Origin of the sequence: Hyunsoonleella jejuensis (genome assembly GCF_900111025.1) — a bacterium.
Lineage (GTDB): Bacteria > Bacteroidota > Bacteroidia > Flavobacteriales > Flavobacteriaceae > Jejuia > Jejuia jejuensis.
Genome location: NZ_FOFN01000001.1, coordinates 875,963 through 892,502, shown reverse-complemented (window position 1 = coordinate 892,502; position 16,540 = coordinate 875,963). Strand labels below are relative to the sequence as shown.

18 protein-coding genes are annotated in these 16,540 nt (G+C 34.7%); 10 read left to right on the top strand and 8 right to left on the bottom strand.

Annotated features, from left to right (window positions below; genetic code table 11):
- Positions 1–62 precede the first annotated feature (62 nt).
- A complete protein-coding gene (locus tag BMY39_RS03885) occupies positions 63–1,109 on the top strand; it encodes a glycosyltransferase (protein WP_092575666.1) in 1,047 nt (348 codons plus the stop codon).
- Here the strand turns inward: BMY39_RS03885 and BMY39_RS03880 are convergent.
- Together BMY39_RS03880 and BMY39_RS03875 are read right to left on the bottom strand one after the other, a co-directional pair.
- On the bottom strand, positions 1,092–2,135 hold the full coding sequence (locus BMY39_RS03880; RefSeq protein ID WP_092575662.1) for a sensor histidine kinase: 1,044 nt from the start codon (positions 2,133–2,135) through the stop codon (positions 1,092–1,094). The genes BMY39_RS03885 and BMY39_RS03880 overlap by 18 nt on opposite strands.
- Positions 2,135–2,812, bottom strand: coding sequence for a response regulator transcription factor (locus BMY39_RS03875; protein WP_092575658.1), 678 nt, complete (start codon positions 2,810–2,812; stop codon positions 2,135–2,137). Before BMY39_RS03875 ends, BMY39_RS03880 begins: the two co-directional genes overlap by 1 nt.
- A gap of 199 nt (positions 2,813–3,011) precedes the next feature.
- On the opposite strand from BMY39_RS03875, the gene BMY39_RS03870 reads away from it, so the two are divergent.
- Positions 3,012–3,356, top strand: coding sequence for a T9SS type A sorting domain-containing protein (locus BMY39_RS03870; RefSeq protein ID WP_092575653.1), 345 nt, complete (start codon positions 3,012–3,014; stop codon positions 3,354–3,356).
- A 121-nt stretch (positions 3,357–3,477) separates the two neighbouring features.
- Complete coding sequence (locus BMY39_RS03865; protein ID WP_092575648.1) at positions 3,478–4,458, top strand: LuxE/PaaK family acyltransferase; 981 nt, start codon at positions 3,478–3,480, stop codon at positions 4,456–4,458.
- A 102-nt stretch (positions 4,459–4,560) separates the two neighbouring features.
- Here the strand turns inward: BMY39_RS03865 and tyrS are convergent, their stop codons facing one another.
- Positions 4,561–5,856, bottom strand: coding sequence for a tyrosine--tRNA ligase (tyrS, locus tag BMY39_RS03860; protein ID WP_092575641.1), 1,296 nt, complete (start codon positions 5,854–5,856; stop codon positions 4,561–4,563).
- Between the two features lie 86 nt (positions 5,857–5,942).
- On the opposite strand from tyrS, the gene BMY39_RS03855 reads away from it, so the two are divergent.
- Positions 5,943–6,953, top strand: coding sequence for an NAD-dependent epimerase/dehydratase family protein (locus BMY39_RS03855; RefSeq protein ID WP_092575637.1), 1,011 nt, complete (start codon positions 5,943–5,945; stop codon positions 6,951–6,953).
- On the opposite strand, the gene BMY39_RS03850 is transcribed toward BMY39_RS03855, so the two are convergent.
- The 3 genes from BMY39_RS03850 to BMY39_RS03840 are packed head-to-tail and all read right to left on the bottom strand — an operon-like array spanning position 6,916 to position 9,499.
- Entirely contained in the window at positions 6,916–7,422 is a 507-nt protein-coding gene (locus BMY39_RS03850) for a DUF4296 domain-containing protein (protein WP_092575634.1), read from the bottom strand. The genes BMY39_RS03855 and BMY39_RS03850 overlap by 38 nt on opposite strands.
- Positions 7,422–8,768, bottom strand: coding sequence for a dihydroorotase (locus BMY39_RS03845; RefSeq protein WP_092575631.1), 1,347 nt, complete (start codon positions 8,766–8,768; stop codon positions 7,422–7,424). The genes BMY39_RS03850 and BMY39_RS03845 overlap by 1 nt, the downstream gene beginning before the upstream one ends.
- Positions 8,768–9,499, bottom strand: a complete 732-nt coding sequence (locus BMY39_RS03840; RefSeq protein WP_092575628.1) for a polyprenol monophosphomannose synthase — start codon at positions 9,497–9,499, stop codon at positions 8,768–8,770. Before BMY39_RS03840 ends, BMY39_RS03845 begins: the two co-directional genes overlap by 1 nt.
- 102 nt (positions 9,500–9,601) lie before the next feature.
- Here BMY39_RS03840 and BMY39_RS03835 point away from each other — a divergent pair, with 102 nt between their 5' ends.
- Together BMY39_RS03835 and BMY39_RS03830 are read left to right on the top strand one after the other, a co-directional pair.
- Positions 9,602–10,246: a DUF4271 domain-containing protein gene (locus tag BMY39_RS03835; protein ID WP_092575623.1), complete on the top strand. Its 645-nt coding sequence runs from the start codon at positions 9,602–9,604 to the stop codon at positions 10,244–10,246.
- An 18-nt stretch (positions 10,247–10,264) separates the two neighbouring features.
- Entirely contained in the window at positions 10,265–11,014 is a 750-nt protein-coding gene (locus tag BMY39_RS03830) for a uroporphyrinogen-III synthase (RefSeq protein WP_092575620.1), read from the top strand.
- 63 nt (positions 11,015–11,077) lie between these two features.
- Here BMY39_RS03830 and pckA read toward each other — a convergent pair whose 3' ends face one another.
- Together pckA and BMY39_RS03820 are read right to left on the bottom strand one after the other, a co-directional pair.
- A complete protein-coding gene (gene pckA, locus BMY39_RS03825; RefSeq protein ID WP_092575617.1) occupies positions 11,078–12,691 on the bottom strand; it encodes a phosphoenolpyruvate carboxykinase (ATP) in 1,614 nt (537 codons plus the stop codon).
- 77 nt (positions 12,692–12,768) lie between these two features.
- Entirely contained in the window at positions 12,769–13,155 is a 387-nt protein-coding gene (locus BMY39_RS03820) for a DUF423 domain-containing protein (protein ID WP_092575614.1), read from the bottom strand.
- 43 nt (positions 13,156–13,198) lie between these two features.
- Here BMY39_RS03820 and BMY39_RS03815 point away from each other — a divergent pair, with 43 nt between their 5' ends.
- The 4 genes from BMY39_RS03815 to BMY39_RS03800 all read left to right on the top strand — a co-directional run bounded on the left by BMY39_RS03815 (position 13,199) and on the right by BMY39_RS03800 (position 16,500).
- Entirely contained in the window at positions 13,199–14,563 is a 1,365-nt protein-coding gene (locus BMY39_RS03815; RefSeq protein ID WP_092575611.1) for a saccharopine dehydrogenase family protein, read from the top strand.
- A 254-nt stretch (positions 14,564–14,817) separates the two neighbouring features.
- On the top strand, positions 14,818–15,282 hold the full coding sequence (locus BMY39_RS03810) for an Lrp/AsnC ligand binding domain-containing protein (protein WP_092575608.1): 465 nt from the start codon (positions 14,818–14,820) through the stop codon (positions 15,280–15,282).
- Between the two features lie 95 nt (positions 15,283–15,377).
- The gene (locus BMY39_RS03805) at positions 15,378–15,929 is read left to right on the top strand and encodes a hypothetical protein (protein ID WP_092575605.1); all 552 of its coding nucleotides are present in this window, start codon (positions 15,378–15,380) and stop codon (positions 15,927–15,929) included.
- A gap of 22 nt (positions 15,930–15,951) precedes the next feature.
- Positions 15,952–16,500: a hypothetical protein gene (locus BMY39_RS03800; protein ID WP_092575602.1), complete on the top strand. Its 549-nt coding sequence runs from the start codon at positions 15,952–15,954 to the stop codon at positions 16,498–16,500.
- Positions 16,501–16,540: the final 40 nt, after the last annotated feature.

Below are 16,540 nucleotides of genomic sequence, written 5' to 3'. Positions count from 1 at the left end.
TAAAAAAAAGATATAGCGGAAAGCCCGACTTGAGGTACGAGAGGCACGCCCAAATTTTTTAAATGAAGAAACGAATACTTGTTGCACCGTTAAACTGGGGGCTAGGACATGCTACGAGATGCATCCCCATCATCAAAGCACTAGATTTATTTGGATTTCAGCCCATAATTGCAAGTGACGGCGTAGCGCTCCAGTTGCTAAAAAAGGAGTTTCCTAAGTTTTCTTCTATTGAATTGCCCTCCTACAACATTGCTTACTCTAAAAAAGGTGCATATTTTAAGCTGAAACTTATTAAAGATTCACCCAAACTTTTAAAGGCCATTAAAGCAGAAAAAAAAGCGATAGCTGAGATTATTGAAACGCACAATATTGCAGGTATTATATCAGATAACCGATTAGGCGTCAATTACCAAGGTATTCCCTGTGCATTTATTACACATCAATTAAATGTTTTAAGTGGCAGCACTACCTGGTTGAGTACAAAATTACATGAAAAATACATGTCGCGTTTTAACGAATGCTGGGTCCCTGATGCTGAAGGCGATTTGAATTTATCGGGTAAATTGGGACATAAAAACTACTTAAGTGTAAAGACTAAATATATTGGTCCGATAAGTAGGTTTCAAAAAGTTGATACTACTACCGATATTGATTTACTGGTTTTACTTTCTGGCCCAGAACCGCAACGTACTTTACTTGAAGATAAATTACTAAAGGAAGTTAAAAACTTTGCTGGCACTATAGTATTTGTTCGAGGCATTCCCGAGAAGGACCAATACATAGAACAAAACAACGGTATTACTTTTTTTAATTTTATGACTTCCAAACGTCTTGAAAAAACAATTAACAGAAGTAAATTGGTTCTCTCTAGGTCTGGTTATACCACCATAATGGATCTTGCAAAATTAGAGAAGAAAGCTTTTTTTATCCCTACTCCCGGACAAACCGAACAGGAATATTTGGCAAAACGGCTCACAGACCAAGGATTTGTACCGAGTTGCGAACAAGATGATTTTAGTATTTTTATGCTAGATAAGATTTCTAATTATAAAGGCTTAAAGAGTTTTAATACTAAAATTGATTATAACGATTTATTTAGCCTTTTCTAAGGTGAATGAGAATTCACTACCCACGCCATATTCACTTTCTACATAAATACGTTCATCGTGCGCCTCTATAATATGCTTTACAATGGATAGCCCCAAACCGGAACCCCCTTCTTGTCTGGAGCCACTTTTGTCAACACGATAAAACCTTTCAAACAAACGTGCTAAATGGGCTTTTTCTATACCCTCACCATTATCGGTAACTCTAATGATCGCCTTATTTTTAATTAGGTTTTCTATACTTACTTCGGTTGTACCTTTAACCCTGCCGTATTTTAAGGAGTTTATTATAAGATTTACCAAAACTTGTTGAATACGTTCTTTATCTGCGCGTACCATAACAGGTTTTACATAATCCCTATCAAAAGTTAGTGTTATTTTTTTCTCATTGGCACGCATTTCTACCATACCAAACACCTCTTTTATTAGTGCTACAATATCAAACACCTCAGGTTGCAAGCGTAAATCTCCAGCTTCTAGCTTCGTAATTAAGTCTAAATCGCTAACAATATATGCCAAACGTTCTACAGCACTATTGGCACGTTCTAAATATTTTTTCCTAATTTTTTTATCTTCCATTGCGCCATCTAAAAGCGTTAAAATATAACCTTGAATAGTGAAAAGTGGTGTTTTTAATTCATGGGATATATTTCCTAAAAACTCTTTACGATATTGCTCCCTAACCTTTAAAGTTTCAATCTCTAGTTTTTTATCACGCGCAAACTTGTCGATTTCTTGTGTTAAAGTTACCATATCGGTAGTAATAGCTCCTCTGGTGATACTTGTAGATTCTAAAAGCGTTAAATCGTCATAAATACTTTTTACCCGTCTATAGATATACCGTTCCACACGAAATTGAATAATAACAAAAGAAATGATATAGCAACCAATGCCAAACAATAACACAGGTAACCATTTAAAAGAAAAGTAGTAATACAAAAAAACACTCATTAAGAGTGTAAATAACATGGTAATGTAAAGTGCTGTTTTTATCGCAAATTTATAAGATTTTTTAAATTTTACCTGCATTAGTCCACGAACTTGTAGCCGACACCTTTGACAGTTTTAAAACTTTTATCTCCTATTTTTTCCCGTAGTTTACGAATATGAACATCAATTGTTCGTCCGCCAACAACAACCTCATTACCCCAAACTTTGTCTAGGATTTCATCACGTTTAAAAACTTTACCTGGTTTCGATGCCAATAAAGATAGTAATTCAAATTCTTTTCTTGGTAAAATTATCTCGTTCCCTTTTAGAACAATTTTATATTCATCTCTATTTATTACAAGATTACCAACCTTTACGGTATCTTTAACTTCATCTTTAAAACGACGTAAAAGTGCTTTTACTTTACTCACCAAAACTTTAGGTTTTATGGGTTTTGTAATGTAATCGTCGGCACCGGCATCAAAACCAGCGACTTGAGAATAATCTTCACCTCTCGCAGTTAAAAATGTAATCACTACGTCTTTTAATTCAGGATGCTTTCTAATGTTTTCACATGCTTCAATACCATCCATTTCTGGCATCATAACATCTAAAATTATCAATTGCGGGCGTTCTTTCTTAGCTTTTTTAACAGCTTCTACACCATTTTCAGCAGTAATTACTTGATAACCTTCGTTAGATAAATTATACCCAACAATCTCTAAGATATCAGGTTCATCATCTACGAGAAGTATTTTTATATCCTTTTTATTCATTAAAAATTGATACAATTGTTTCAGAAAAGTAAAGATAAAACTATTACTGTTAAATCATAAAATTTAAAACATTAATAACAAAATGGTAACACTAGCCAACAAAAACGATACATTTCGATGTAAAACCTAAATCTTTAACACTATTTTGGTATGGCTTTTGTTATTGTTGTAGTATTTTTAGCCCATATAAAAGTGTTTTATGAAGAACATCTACTTTTTTTTGATTTTTATCGTATTTATTTGCCTGCCATTTCAAAGGGGATTTGCACAAGGCAGTGTAGCACCCGATGCTGCGAGACTACAAATTGCGGGCCTTTCGGTATACCCAAACCCTGCAAATGGGAACACTTCTACAATTTATATCACGAGTAACAATAGAAACGCTTTAAAAAAAGTAGCTATTTATAATGTACTCGGAAAACAAATAAAAGCAACTGTTACCACCAGAAAGGAATTAGATATTTCATCTTTAAACTCTGGAGTTTATATTTTGAAAATCACAGAAAATGCTGTTAGCGAAACACGAAAATTGGTGATACGTTAATTATTGTCATTTAAAACATCATACAAAGCATTGCTTCTCGCGATGCTTTTTTTATTTCCATACTTTTGCACTAATTTAAAAGCCTTTAATAAGGCACCTGATTGGAACGTAGTTTCTTAACATGATAGACATCAATTCCATTTTTAAGATAAAAGACAAAACCGAATTTAATGCGATAGCTCTAGAAATTTTTCAATTTCAGTTTCAACATAATAGAGTTTATAGGTCGTTTTGCGATTTGTTGTACAAACACCCCAGTGATGTAAAATTGATTGAAGACATTCCTTTTTTGCCAATAGATTTTTTTAAAACTCGAAAAATCATTTGTAAAGACACCCCAATTGAAACTGTATTTACAAGCTCTGGAACTACTGGAAATATGACCAGCAAACATTATGTTACAGATCTTGATGTTTACAAAAACAGTTTTAGAAAGGGTTTTTCTCATTTTTATGGCGCTATTGAAGATTATGCGATTTTAGCCTTACTGCCTTCCTATTTAGAACGCGAAGGCTCTTCATTGGTTTATATGGTGAATGATTTGATAGCACAATCTAACAGTTCTGATAGTGGATTTTACTTAAATAACCTTTTGGAATTAACAGAAACACTCCATAGGTTAAATTCTGAAGGCAAAAAAACGCTGCTAATTGGCGTGTCTTTTGCACTGCTGGATTTAGTGGAACAGCAATCGTTTCAACTAAAAAATACCGTAGTAATGGAAACCGGCGGTATGAAGGGCAGAAGAAGGGAATTGATTAGAACCGAGCTGCATCAGATTCTTAAAAACGGATTTGGCGTAAACCAAATTCATAGTGAATATGGTATGACGGAATTGTTGAGTCAGGCCTATTCAAAAGGCAATGGTATTTTTAATTGCCCTCCCTGGATGAAAGTTTTTACTCGAGATACTGAAGATCCTCTATCACTACAAGGTAAAGGAAAAACTGGTGGTATTAATATAATTGATTTAGCAAACATACATTCCTGCTCATTCATTGCTACTCAAGATTTAGGAAAAGTGTACCCTGATGATTCCTTTGAAATTATTGGACGTTTTGATAATGCCGATGTTCGCGGATGTAATTTAATGGTGCTGTAAGGTTCTAGATATTATTTCGACAAAATAGAAGCTAAGATTAAGAAAGGTTATTTTTAGTAAGTTGGTTAGTTAGAAAAGTCCCGTTTAAAATCGGGACTTTTTTTATTTTACAGTAATAACAAAATAATTCTTTTTACCACGTTGCAAAAGCACAAACTTATTGTTGATTAAATCTGCTCCAGTGATTTTATAATCCTCTTTCACTTTTTCTTTGTTCACTGAAATAGAATTTTCTTTAAGCGCACGTCTAGCCTCTCCATTAGATTTAAGAAACCCGCCTTTTTCGGCAAGAGCACCAATCATATCCAACCCTTCCAGAATCTCAGATTTATCAATTTCGGTTTGCGGCACACCATCGAAAACATCTAAAAACGTTTGTTCATTAAGTGCTTTTAAATCATCACTTGTAGATTTTCCGAAGAGAATATTACTAGCCTTTATAGCATTTTCTAAATCTGATTTAGAGTGTACCATTGTAGTAATTTCCTCAGCTAAACACTTTTGTAGCACTCTTAAATGTGGTGCTTCTCTATGCTCTGCAATAATACTATTTATGTCATCTTCAGTTAAAAATGTGAAAATCTTGATATACTTTTCAGCATCTTCATCACTCGAGTTCAACCAATATTGGTAAAATTTATAAGGCGACGTTCTGTTAGCATCTAACCACACATTTCCTCCTTCAGACTTTCCAAATTTAGAACCATCAGACTTCGTAATTAGTGGACATGTAATGGCATAGCCTTTTCCGCCGCCAATTCTCCTAATCAACTCCGTACCTGTGGTAATATTCCCCCATTGGTCGCTTCCGCCCATTTGGATGGTGCAATCATTGGCTCTGTATAAATGTAAAAAGTCGTAACCTTGCACCAACTGATACGTAAACTCGGTAAAGCTCATCCCTTCAGAATCATCCGATGAAATCCTGTTTTTTACGGAATCCTTCGCCATCATATAGTTTACGGTAATATGCTTACCAACATCACGGATAAATTCTAAAAAGGAGAATTCCTTCATCCAATCATAATTATTCACCAAAACCGCAGCATTATCGGCATCACTTTCAAAATCTAAAAAATGTGCTAGTTGCTTTTTTATAGCTTCTTGATTATGGCGAAGTGTTTTCTCGTCTAACAAATTGCGCTCACTGGACTTTCCTGAAGGATCGCCAATCATACCCGTAGCACCACCAACTAAAGCCACAGGTTTATGTCCGCAACGTTGATAATGCGCTAAAAGCATAATAGGCACTAAGTTACCAATATGTAGAGAATCTGCTGTTGGATCGAACCCAACATAAGCGCTTTTCATACCTTCCATTAAATGCTCCTCAGCTCCTGGCATTACTGTGTGAATCATGCCTCTCCATGTTAATTCTTCTACAAAATTGGTTGTCATTATATGTTATTTTAGAAAACTAGCGCAAATATAAAAATACGTGTAGAAATAGGCATCGATTCTGAATAATTCTTTAATTTCGTTATATGATTTTAGTAACTGGAGGTACAGGTTTGGTTGGTGCGCACTTACTCTATAGATTAGTTTCTAGTGATGAAAAAGTACGAGCCATTTATAGAACCGAGCGTAAACTTGAAAATGTAAAACGTGTGTTCTCTTGCTATACCAACAACTACCAGCAGCTTTTTGATAAAATTGAATGGGTTAAGGCTGATATATTAGATATTCCTGCGCTAGACGAAGCATTGCATGGGATAATATACGTATATCATTGCGCCGCCTTTGTATCTTTTGAACCAGACAAATACCAACAGTTACGTCGCAGTAACATTGAAGGCACCGCCAATGTGGTAAATCTATGTATCTCAAATCAAGTTAAAAAATTGTGTTATGTAAGCTCTATAGCAACTATTGGAAATTCGCCTAAAAATGAACCTATAACAGAAGAAACCCATTGGAATCCTGAGGATGACAATAGTGTTTACGCCATTACTAAATATGGTGCTGAAATGGAAGTTTGGCGTGCCACACAAGAAGGGCTAGATGCCGTAATTGTAAATCCTGGAGTTATTCTTGGCGCTGGCATTTGGCGTTATGGGTCTGGAAGTTTATTTAAAAAAGTTTTTCATGGCTTAAACTATTACACTTCGGGAAGTCTTGGTTTAGTTTCTGTAACCGATGTTGTGACCATTATGATACAGTTGCTTAAAAGCGACAAAAAAAATGAACGCTATGTTTTGGTCGCCGAAAACTGGTCGTACAAATTTTTTCTAAAAACTATGGCAACAGCTTTAAGTGTAAAGCCACCACAAAAACTAGCAGCACCTTGGTTATTGCAAATAGGTTGGCGATTAGACTGGTTAAAACAAAAACTTACGGGTAAACGAAGACGCCTAACAAAACAACTGGTAAAATCTTTAACTACGGAAAAGCATTACGACAGTCATAAAGTGGCAACGACACTAAACTTTAAATTTGAAGCTATAGATAAGGTGATTGTTAAGATTGCCCAACATTATCTGAAACAGGCTCAATAAGTTCTATGTTTTCTAACTCTTCATGCCCACCAGTTCCCATTTCTACATCAATTTCCAGTTCCTTCAATTCCTTTTTTACTGTCTTTAAAGAATCTGCCTTCTTTTTTTCCTCTCGCTCTTTGTCGAGAATGTCTTTGTAGTAGGTTTTTAACTTAGATAAGCTATCCTTTACTTTTACATAAATCTCAGCATACTCATCCATGTAATAGGTATAATAGGTATTGCTTTTGGCAAACTGTAAGCTATCAATATTATATTTTTTATAGATATAACCTTCAGCATCAACTTTGGCACTATCTAGAACTTCCTTATCTCTTCCTGTGACCGCTGCAATGAGTTTTAAGTCCAATAAAATATGAACCATTTCATCTTCTGGAATTAGATTTTTTGGTTTATCAGGTTTGTTGTATTTGTAGCACGAAGAAAGCACAACAAAAAAACAACATAGCACTATTAATTTTTTTTGCATTATCTATTGAATGTTAATCTTTTAGCTACCTTTACATCTTGAAATTTAAAATTTTGGTACACCAAAGTACCGTTTAAAATAGTATGTGTAATTCTAGATTTAAATGTTGCGCCTTCAAAAGGAGACCATCCACATTTGTAAAGAATATTATCCTTTTTTACAGTCCACGGATTATTTAAATCTACCAAAACTAAATCTGCATAATACCCTTCTTTTATATATCCTCTGCGCTCTACTTGAAATAAAATCGCGGGGTTATGGCACATTTTTTCTACTATTTTCTCAATTGAGATTTTACCTTTATGGTACATTTCTAACATAGCAGGTAAGGCATGTTGTACCAACGGACCACCTGAGGGCGCTTTAGTATAAACGTTTTTCTTCTCCTCAATAGTATGTGGCGCGTGGTCTGTAGCAATTACATCAATTCTATCATCTAAAAGTGCCTGCCATAATTGTTCTCTGTCCTTTGCTGTTTTAACGGCTGGATTCCACTTTATAAACGTACCTTTAGTCTTGTAGTCTTCATCTGAAAACCATAAATGGTGAATACACACTTCAGCAGTAATCTTTTTATCTTTTAAAGGAATTTTATTCGTAAACAATTTAGTCTCCTTTCCAGTTGACAAATGAAACACATGTAATCTTGCACCCGTTTTTTTAGCAAGTTCGATAGCTGTTGAAGAGGATAGGTAACATGCTTCCTCACTTCTTATAATAGGGTGCTTTTCTATTGGAATATCCTCTCCAAACTCCTTAATATGGTTTTCAAGATTTTCTCGAATAGTAGCCTCATCTTCACAATGCACCGAAATTACCATATTGGTACTTTTAAAAATCTTTTCTAAAACTTTTGGATCGTCCACGAGCATATTTCCTGTTGAAGAGCCCAAAAACAATTTTAAGCCTGCAACCGCTGTTTCGTCAACCTTTAAAATCTCTTCCAGATTATCGTTTGTACCGCCAAACATAAACGAATAGTTCGCAGCAGATGTTTTAGATGCTATGGCAAACTTTTCCTCGAGCTTTTCAACCGTAGTTGTTTGCGGGTTTGTATTTGGCATTTCAATAAAGGAAGTAATCCCTCCAGCCAAGGCCGCTTTAGACTCTGTTGCAATATCTGCTTTATGCGTAAGTCCTGGCTCCCTAAAATGCACCTGGTCGTCAATAGCTCCTGGCAACACATATTTACCTTCAGCATCAATAATACTTACATCAGTCCATTTTGCACTAATTGAGGTATCTATTTGTTTTATAAATTCACCCTCAATCAATATATCTCCGCTAAAGGTTTCACCTTCATTTACAATTTTAGCGTTTTTAATAAGTGTACGTTTTAGCTTCATTACAAATCCTTTCTTTTAAATAAACTTTTCAATTTCATAGAGAGAACCCCAAAAACCGCTTCAGAAATAATACCTGAACTCAACTTAGATTCGCCTCGAGTTCTATCGGTAAAGATAACGGGAACTTCAACTATTTTAAAATGTTTTAAATACGTTTTAAACTTCATTTCAATTTGAAATGCATAACCTATAAATTTAATTTTTGTTAAATCTAAACTTTCTAATACCTTTCGTTTATAACATACAAAACCAGCAGTGGTGTCTTTAATTTTCATACCTGTAATGAAACGCACGTATTTTGATGCCAAGTAAGACATTAAAACTCTACTCATCGGCCAATTTACCACGTTTACACCGGTAATGTAGCGCGAACCAATAGACATATCTGCACCCGCTTTGGCACAGGCATTATACAATCTTATTAAGTCTTTCGGGTTATGCGAAAAATCAGCATCCATTTCAAAAACATACTCATAGCTTCTCACCAAACTCCATTTAAACCCTAGAATGTAAGCAGTTCCTAAACCCGATTTTTCCTCGCGCTGTTTTAAATGTAAACGTCCTAAAAATTTATCTTGAAGTTCCTTTACTTTGTCTGCCGTACCATCTGGAGAATTATCATCAACTATTAGAATATGTATGTGTTTAGATTGTGAAAATATAGCCTCGATAATTAGCTCGATATTTTCAATCTCATTATAAGTTGGAATAATTACAACAGCGTCTTTCATTGAAAACAATATTGAAACAAATGTACATTTTTAAGCCATTCTTTTTTTTAAAAATTTCGCAATAATTCTCTCATTCTTTAAAATTTATGATAATTTTAACCCATGCTTCGAGAAGTGCCGTCACATACGCTTTACACCATACTATTACTTATTTGTCTAGTTACTATAACTTTGGCTAAAAGCATTGCTTCAAAACGTTTTAACGAATTTATTTTGATCATCAGTAATTCACGATATTTAAAAATTTATGGCAAAGACCAAAAGTTTTTAGATTATTATGATGGTTTGCTGTTTTTAAATTTGGTAATATCCGGCGCAATCTTCGGCGTATTGTGTATTGAAAACCTTAACAACGCAATAACTATAAACATTACGCTAATTTTTAAATTAGCTATCGGTATTGCAATTTTTATGCTCGCCAAGGTGCTTTTAGAACGCTTGCTTGCTAGCCTTTTTGAGATAGATACCATAGTAGACATATACCTATTTCAAAAAATAAGCTATAAAAATTATTTAGGATTATTATTGCTCCCAATTAATGCTATTTTAATCTTTAGCATAACACCTACCAAAGCTGTTATTTTTACTATTATTGCCATACTTTTTATATTGAATATTAGCGGTTTAGTTACTTCTTACAAAATGTATCAAAATGAGATAAAAAATAACTTTTTCTATTTTATTTTGTATCTTTGCGCTCTCGAAATCGCACCCTATGTAATTATTTACGCGGTTTTTAGTGCCTAATTAAACTATTTTTGACCTATGAAAGTGAAGACCATTTTAGTATCTCAACCAGAACCTAAAATTGAGAACTCTCCCTACTTTGACCTACAGGAGAAAAATAAAGTGAAAATAGATTTTAGACCTTTTATTCACGTTGAAGGTGTTCCTGCAAAAGAAATTAGGCAACAAAAAATTGACTTAAATAACTATACTGCCATAATTTTAACAAGTAGAAACGCAGTAGATCACTTTTTTAGAGTAGCCAAAGAAATGCGTTTTAAGGTGCCTGACACTATGAAATATTTTTGTCAGTCAGAGGCTGTAGCATACTATCTTCAAAAATATGTGGTTTATAGAAAACGTAAAATTTACGTGGGTAAGCGTACTTTTCCAGAACTATCTCCATTGATTAAAAAATATAAAGACGAAAAATTCCTATTACCAAATACAGACAAAGTGAAACCTTTAGTACCAGAGACTCTAGATGGTTTAGGTGTAAATTGGAAACAAGCAACGTTCTACAAAACTGTAGTGAGCGACCTATCTGATTTAGCAAATGTTTACTACGATGTTCTCGTGTTTTTTAGCCCATCTGGAATTGAATCGTTATTTCAAAACTTTCCAGATTTCAAACAAAACAATACTCGTATAGCTGTTTTTGGAAATACTACAATAAAAGCTGTTGAAGAAAAAGGATTACGTGTAGATATTGCTGCACCAACCCCTGAAACACCTTCGATGACTATGGCTTTAGAAAAATATATTGAAAAGGTTAATAAAGGAAAATAAATCCTACCTTTAATACTGAATTAAAAAAAAGCGTTTTCAAATTGAAAACGCTTTTTTATTACTTTAAAACGCGTAACGCTGAGGACCGCCGCGTCTTATTTCTTCTGTACAATGCGCTTCAAACTTTTTAAAATTTTCCCTAAAGGCGTTAGTTAGTTTAAATGCTGTTGTATAATAAGCTTTATCGTCGTTCCACGTAGCTCTTGGACTCAATACACTTGTAGGCACCCCCGGACAACTTCTTGGTTGTGCTACCCCAAATACAGAGTGAATATGATAATCATCATAATTATATAATCCTAAATCTCCGTTTAATACTGCGTTAATCATAGCGCGTGTGTATTTTAGTTCCATTCGTGTTCCAACACCGTAAGGACCACCCGTCCATCCTGTATTAATCAACCATACATTTACTCCTGCTTCAATCATCTTTTTACTTAACATTTCTGCGTATTTCGCAGGATGTAAAGGCATAAAAGGGGCACCAAAACATGCTGAAAACGATGGCTGAGGTTCCTTGACACCTGCCTCTGTCCCAGCAACTTTCGCTGTATATCCTGAAATAAAATGATATGCTGCCTGACTAGGTGTTAGTTTGGAAATAGGAGGAATTACACCAAAGGCATCAGCCGTTAAAAAGAATATATTTTTTGGATTCTTGCCTACCGAAGGTATTTTAATATTTTCAATATGATGAATTGGGTAACTTACTCTTGTATTTTGAGTAATTGATGTATTTTCAAAATCTACTACACCATTGTCATCTAAAATAACATTTTCAAGAATAGCCCCAAACTTAATGGCTTTATAAATTTCTGGCTCTTTTTCTTCTGAAAGATTAATCACTTTAGCATAACAGCCACCTTCAAAGTTGAATACTGAGTTTTCGTTAGTCCATCCATGTTCATCGTCACCAATGAGACTGCGGTTAGGATCTGTAGATAAAGTGGTTTTTCCGGTACCAGATAACCCAAAGAAAATAGCAGTATCGCCTTCTTTACCAACATTGGCACTACAATGCATGGGCAACGTATTTTTTTCAACAGGTAATATAAAGTTAAGTGCAGAGAATATACCTTTTTTTATTTCTCCTGTATAACCAGTTCCTCCTACTAGAGCTATTTTTTTTGTGAAATTTAAAATAGCAAAATTATGTTGTCTTGTACCATCTGTTTCGGCATTCGCCATAAAACCAGGCGCATTTACCACTGTCCATTCTGGTGTAAAATCCTCCAATTCTGCATCGTTGGGTCTCAAAAACATGTTATAGGCAAACATGTTACTCCAAGGGTATTCATTAATTACGCGAATATTCAACTTGTACTTATCATCAGCACAAGCATAACAATCTCGTACAAAAACCTCTTTTCCAGACAAATACGTCGTTACCTTATCATATAACGCATCAAAATCGTTGGGTGAAAACGGTTTATTAATGTCGCCCCACCAAATTTTATCTTCAGTAATAGTATCTTTTACAATAAATCTGTCTTTGGGAGAACGCCCCGTAAACTCTCCTGTGTTAACTGCCAAGGCACCAGAAGAAGCCTCAACACCATGCCCTTTTTCAATAGTTATACGATGTAAGTCTTCAGGTGGCAGTTGGTACCGCACCTTAGCGTCTTTAATACCATAATGTTTTAACGAAATCGATTGCGTAGTAAGATTACTATTCATACTAAATTAATTTTATGAAATAATTATTACGCAAAATTATGATAATATTTTAAACTAAAAATATAAAATTCGTATTTTTAGGACTTTAATTTTATGAAATTAACAATTAAAACACCCCATGCCGCAATTAAAAGCAATCCGCCAATTGGTGTTATAAATCCAATGGTTTTAAAATTGAAATTAGATAATGTATTTGTAGCCAGACCATAAATAGAGCCAGAAAATAAAATCACACCCACAATAACCAGATAAAAAATAGTGGTTTTATACTCTGGAGCTACGAGTGCAGAACTACCAACAAAAAGCAAAAACAAGGCGTGATACATTTGGTAGCGTACACCAGTTTCAAAAGTTTGAAGCTGTTCTGGAGCTAAATGAGCTTTTAAACCATGGGATGCAAAGGCACCGAGAATAATGGCAAACACGCCCATAAGGGCTGCAGTAATTACTATTATTTTAGTCATTTTATATAAATAAGTTTCTCAAATTTACTCAACTATTAGCAATATGCGAAAAATTTTAGTGATCGGTTCAGGAAAATCAACCTCATGCCTTCTACAGTACCTTTTAGATAGATCTCAATCTGAAAACTTACATATCACGGTTGCTGATATCAATATTAATAGTGCGCAGCAATTATTAAACAACCATCCTAACGCTGTAGCTATGGTCTTTGATGTTTTTGATGATGCCCAACGCTCAAAAACCATAAAAAACTCAGATATAGTGATATCGATGCTTCCAGCCCGCTTCCACCCCTTAGTAGCCAATGATTGCGTGAAACATAAAATACATTTGGTTACGGCTTCCTATGTGAGCAAGGAAATGATTGAACTTAACGATGAAGCTAAAACTAACGGCGTTATTTTGATGAACGAAATAGGTGTTGATCCAGGTATTGACCATATGAGTGCAATGCAAGTCCTTGATCGTATAAGGGACGAGGGCGGAAAAATTATTCTTTTTGAATCTTTTACTGGTGGATTGGTAGCTCCCGAAAGTGATAACAACCTTTGGAATTATAAATTTACATGGAATCCTAGAAATGTTGTTACCGCCGGACAAGGAGGTGCCGCAAAATTTTTACAAGAGGGTAGCTACAAATACATTCCCTACCAGCGTTTGTTTAGGCGTACAGAATTTTTAGATATTGATGGATATGGCAGATTCGAAGCCTATGCTAATCGCGATTCCTTGAAATATCGTGAAGCCTATGGTTTACAAAACGTTAAAACCTTATATCGCGGCACAATGAGACGCGTAGGTTTTAGTCGCGCTTGGAATATTTTTGTTACCCTTGGAATGACTGATGATAGTTTTACCATAGAAGATAGTGAAACCATGAGCTATCGCGATTTTACCAATGCCTTTCTACCCTACAGCCATAAGGATTCTGTGGAATTAAAACTAAGGCACGAATTAAAAATCGACCAAGACGATGTGGTTTGGGACAAATTGGTAGAACTCGACATTTTTAATCCAGACAAAAAAATTGGACTCCAAAATGCAACCCCAGCACAAATCCTCCAAAAAATATTAATGGATAGCTGGACACTGAGTAAGGACGATAAAGATATGATTGTGATGTACCACAAATTTGGGTACGAACTAAATGGCAACAAACATCAAATTGATGCCAATATGGTGGTAATTGGGGAGGGCCAAACCTACACTGCTATGGCCAAAACCGTTGGACTACCAGTAGCTATGGCTACACTGGCCATTCTTAATGGTAAAATTACTAGCCCTGGCGTTCAAATACCCATCACAAAAGAAATTTATGGGCCCATTTTAAAAGAGTTGCAAAAATATGGTATTGAATTTAATGAAAACGACGTGCCGTATTTGGGGTATAATCCTTTGAATAATTAGATTATTCTTTTGGGGGCTACCCTTTGGGTCAGGCTATCCGCTGTATCTTTTAACATTGGTGGCTTCGAGAACCTCAGCCACCAATGTTAAAAGGATGCCGCTACTATCCTTAGCGCGGGCTTACCTGCTATTACCGTTCTAAAATCATAAAATCAGTTTCATTGCTATAGATTCGTTTCTGCAAACTTTAAAACCAAAAAAAAGTTTCTAATTGCAATCAAATTATTACTTTTACCTTCTAAACTATAACACAAATGGCTAAAAAGAAACAGACCGAGATTGATGGTATTGATAAAAAAATACTGCGTACTTTAATGGAAGATGCACGAACACCTATTTTAGAAATCGCTAGAAACGTTGGCATTTCAGGTGCTGCCATACATCAACGACTTCGCAAATTAGAAAAATCAGGGCTTTTAGCCGGTTCAAAATTCGTAGTAAACCCAGAAGTACTAGGTTATGATACCATGGCATTTGTAGGCGTATATTTTGACAAAGCTGCCGATGCTCCATTAATTATAAAACTCTTAAAACGTGTTCCTGAAGTTTTGGAGTGCCATTACACTACAGGAAATTGGAATGTGTTTTTAAAAGTAATTTGTAAAAGTAACGACCATTTAATGCAGATATTAAATACTATACAGGAAATTAATGGCGTATCCCGCACCGAAACATTTATATCACTATCTCAATTGATACAGCGTCAAGTAAAAATCTAATATCACGCCTTAAAAAAAGCATATTATTTGCGCAACCTTTGTAATAAAATTACATCTATTATGTAATTACTTACAGCTATTCTAAATTAGATTTTATGAAAAACCTATACTTTGCAGCGCTTTTGGCGACACTTTCATTTAGCACCTCATTTTCTCAGGAAAACAACCAGGATAACAACCAAAATGATACTCAAACAAATTTTAACGAAATAAAATTAAATGGTCTTTTTTTGGTGCTTGGTGCATTTGAAGTCACTTACGAAAGAACCATAAATGAAGAGTCTGGACTAGGAATTTCAGTGTTTTTGCCTATTGATGACGATGTGAGTGATGACATCAATTATTTCATTTCTCCTTATTATCGTTTTTATTTTGGAAAAAAATATGCTGCTGGTTTTTATGTTGAAGGCTTCGGGATGCTAAACTCAACAGACACATGGAATTTTAATAACTTTATTGATACAGATATTAAGACCAAAGAAGTAACAGATTTTGCGTTGGGAATTGGTATAGGTGGTAAATGGATTACTAAAAGTGGGTTTGTTGGTGAAATAGGATTTGGTATAGGCCGAAACCTATTCAACAATAATGATCAAGATTATGAAATTATTGGTAAAGGTGGAATACGTCTAGGGTATAGATTTTAAAAAAAAAACCAACTATTACAACATGAAGAAAATTCTGTTTTTAATTGGGGTTATAATTTTATCTCCAACCATTCTGATCTCGCAAGAACAAGACCACAATAATCTAACAAATACAGTTAGCCTTTCTAAAAACTTTAATGAATTTAAGATTAACGGTTTGCTCATGTTATATGGCGCTTTTGAAGGCACATACGAACGAACCATCAACGAAGAATCTGCTTTTGGCATTTCTGGCTTAATTGCATTTGACAGCGAACTTAAAGACGATGTAAAATATTATATATCTCCATTCTATCGTTTTTATTTCGGAAAAAAGTATGCTGCTGGTTTTTTTATTGAAGGCTTTGGTATGTTAAACTCTCTAGATAGGAGTATTGCTTTAGTGAGTGGCCCTGGTGATGATTTTGTAACCGATTTTGCGCTTGGTTTTGCTTTTGGGGGAAAATGGATTACTAAAGGAGGTTTTAGTGTAGAATGGTTTAATGGTCTTGGAAGAAATTTATTTAATAACGGAAATACAGATTATAGCCTTGTTTTAAAAGGTGGTATTAATTTAGGTTACAGGCTTTAACAATTAGAACATAACTACAGCATAAAAAAACCAACTTAAA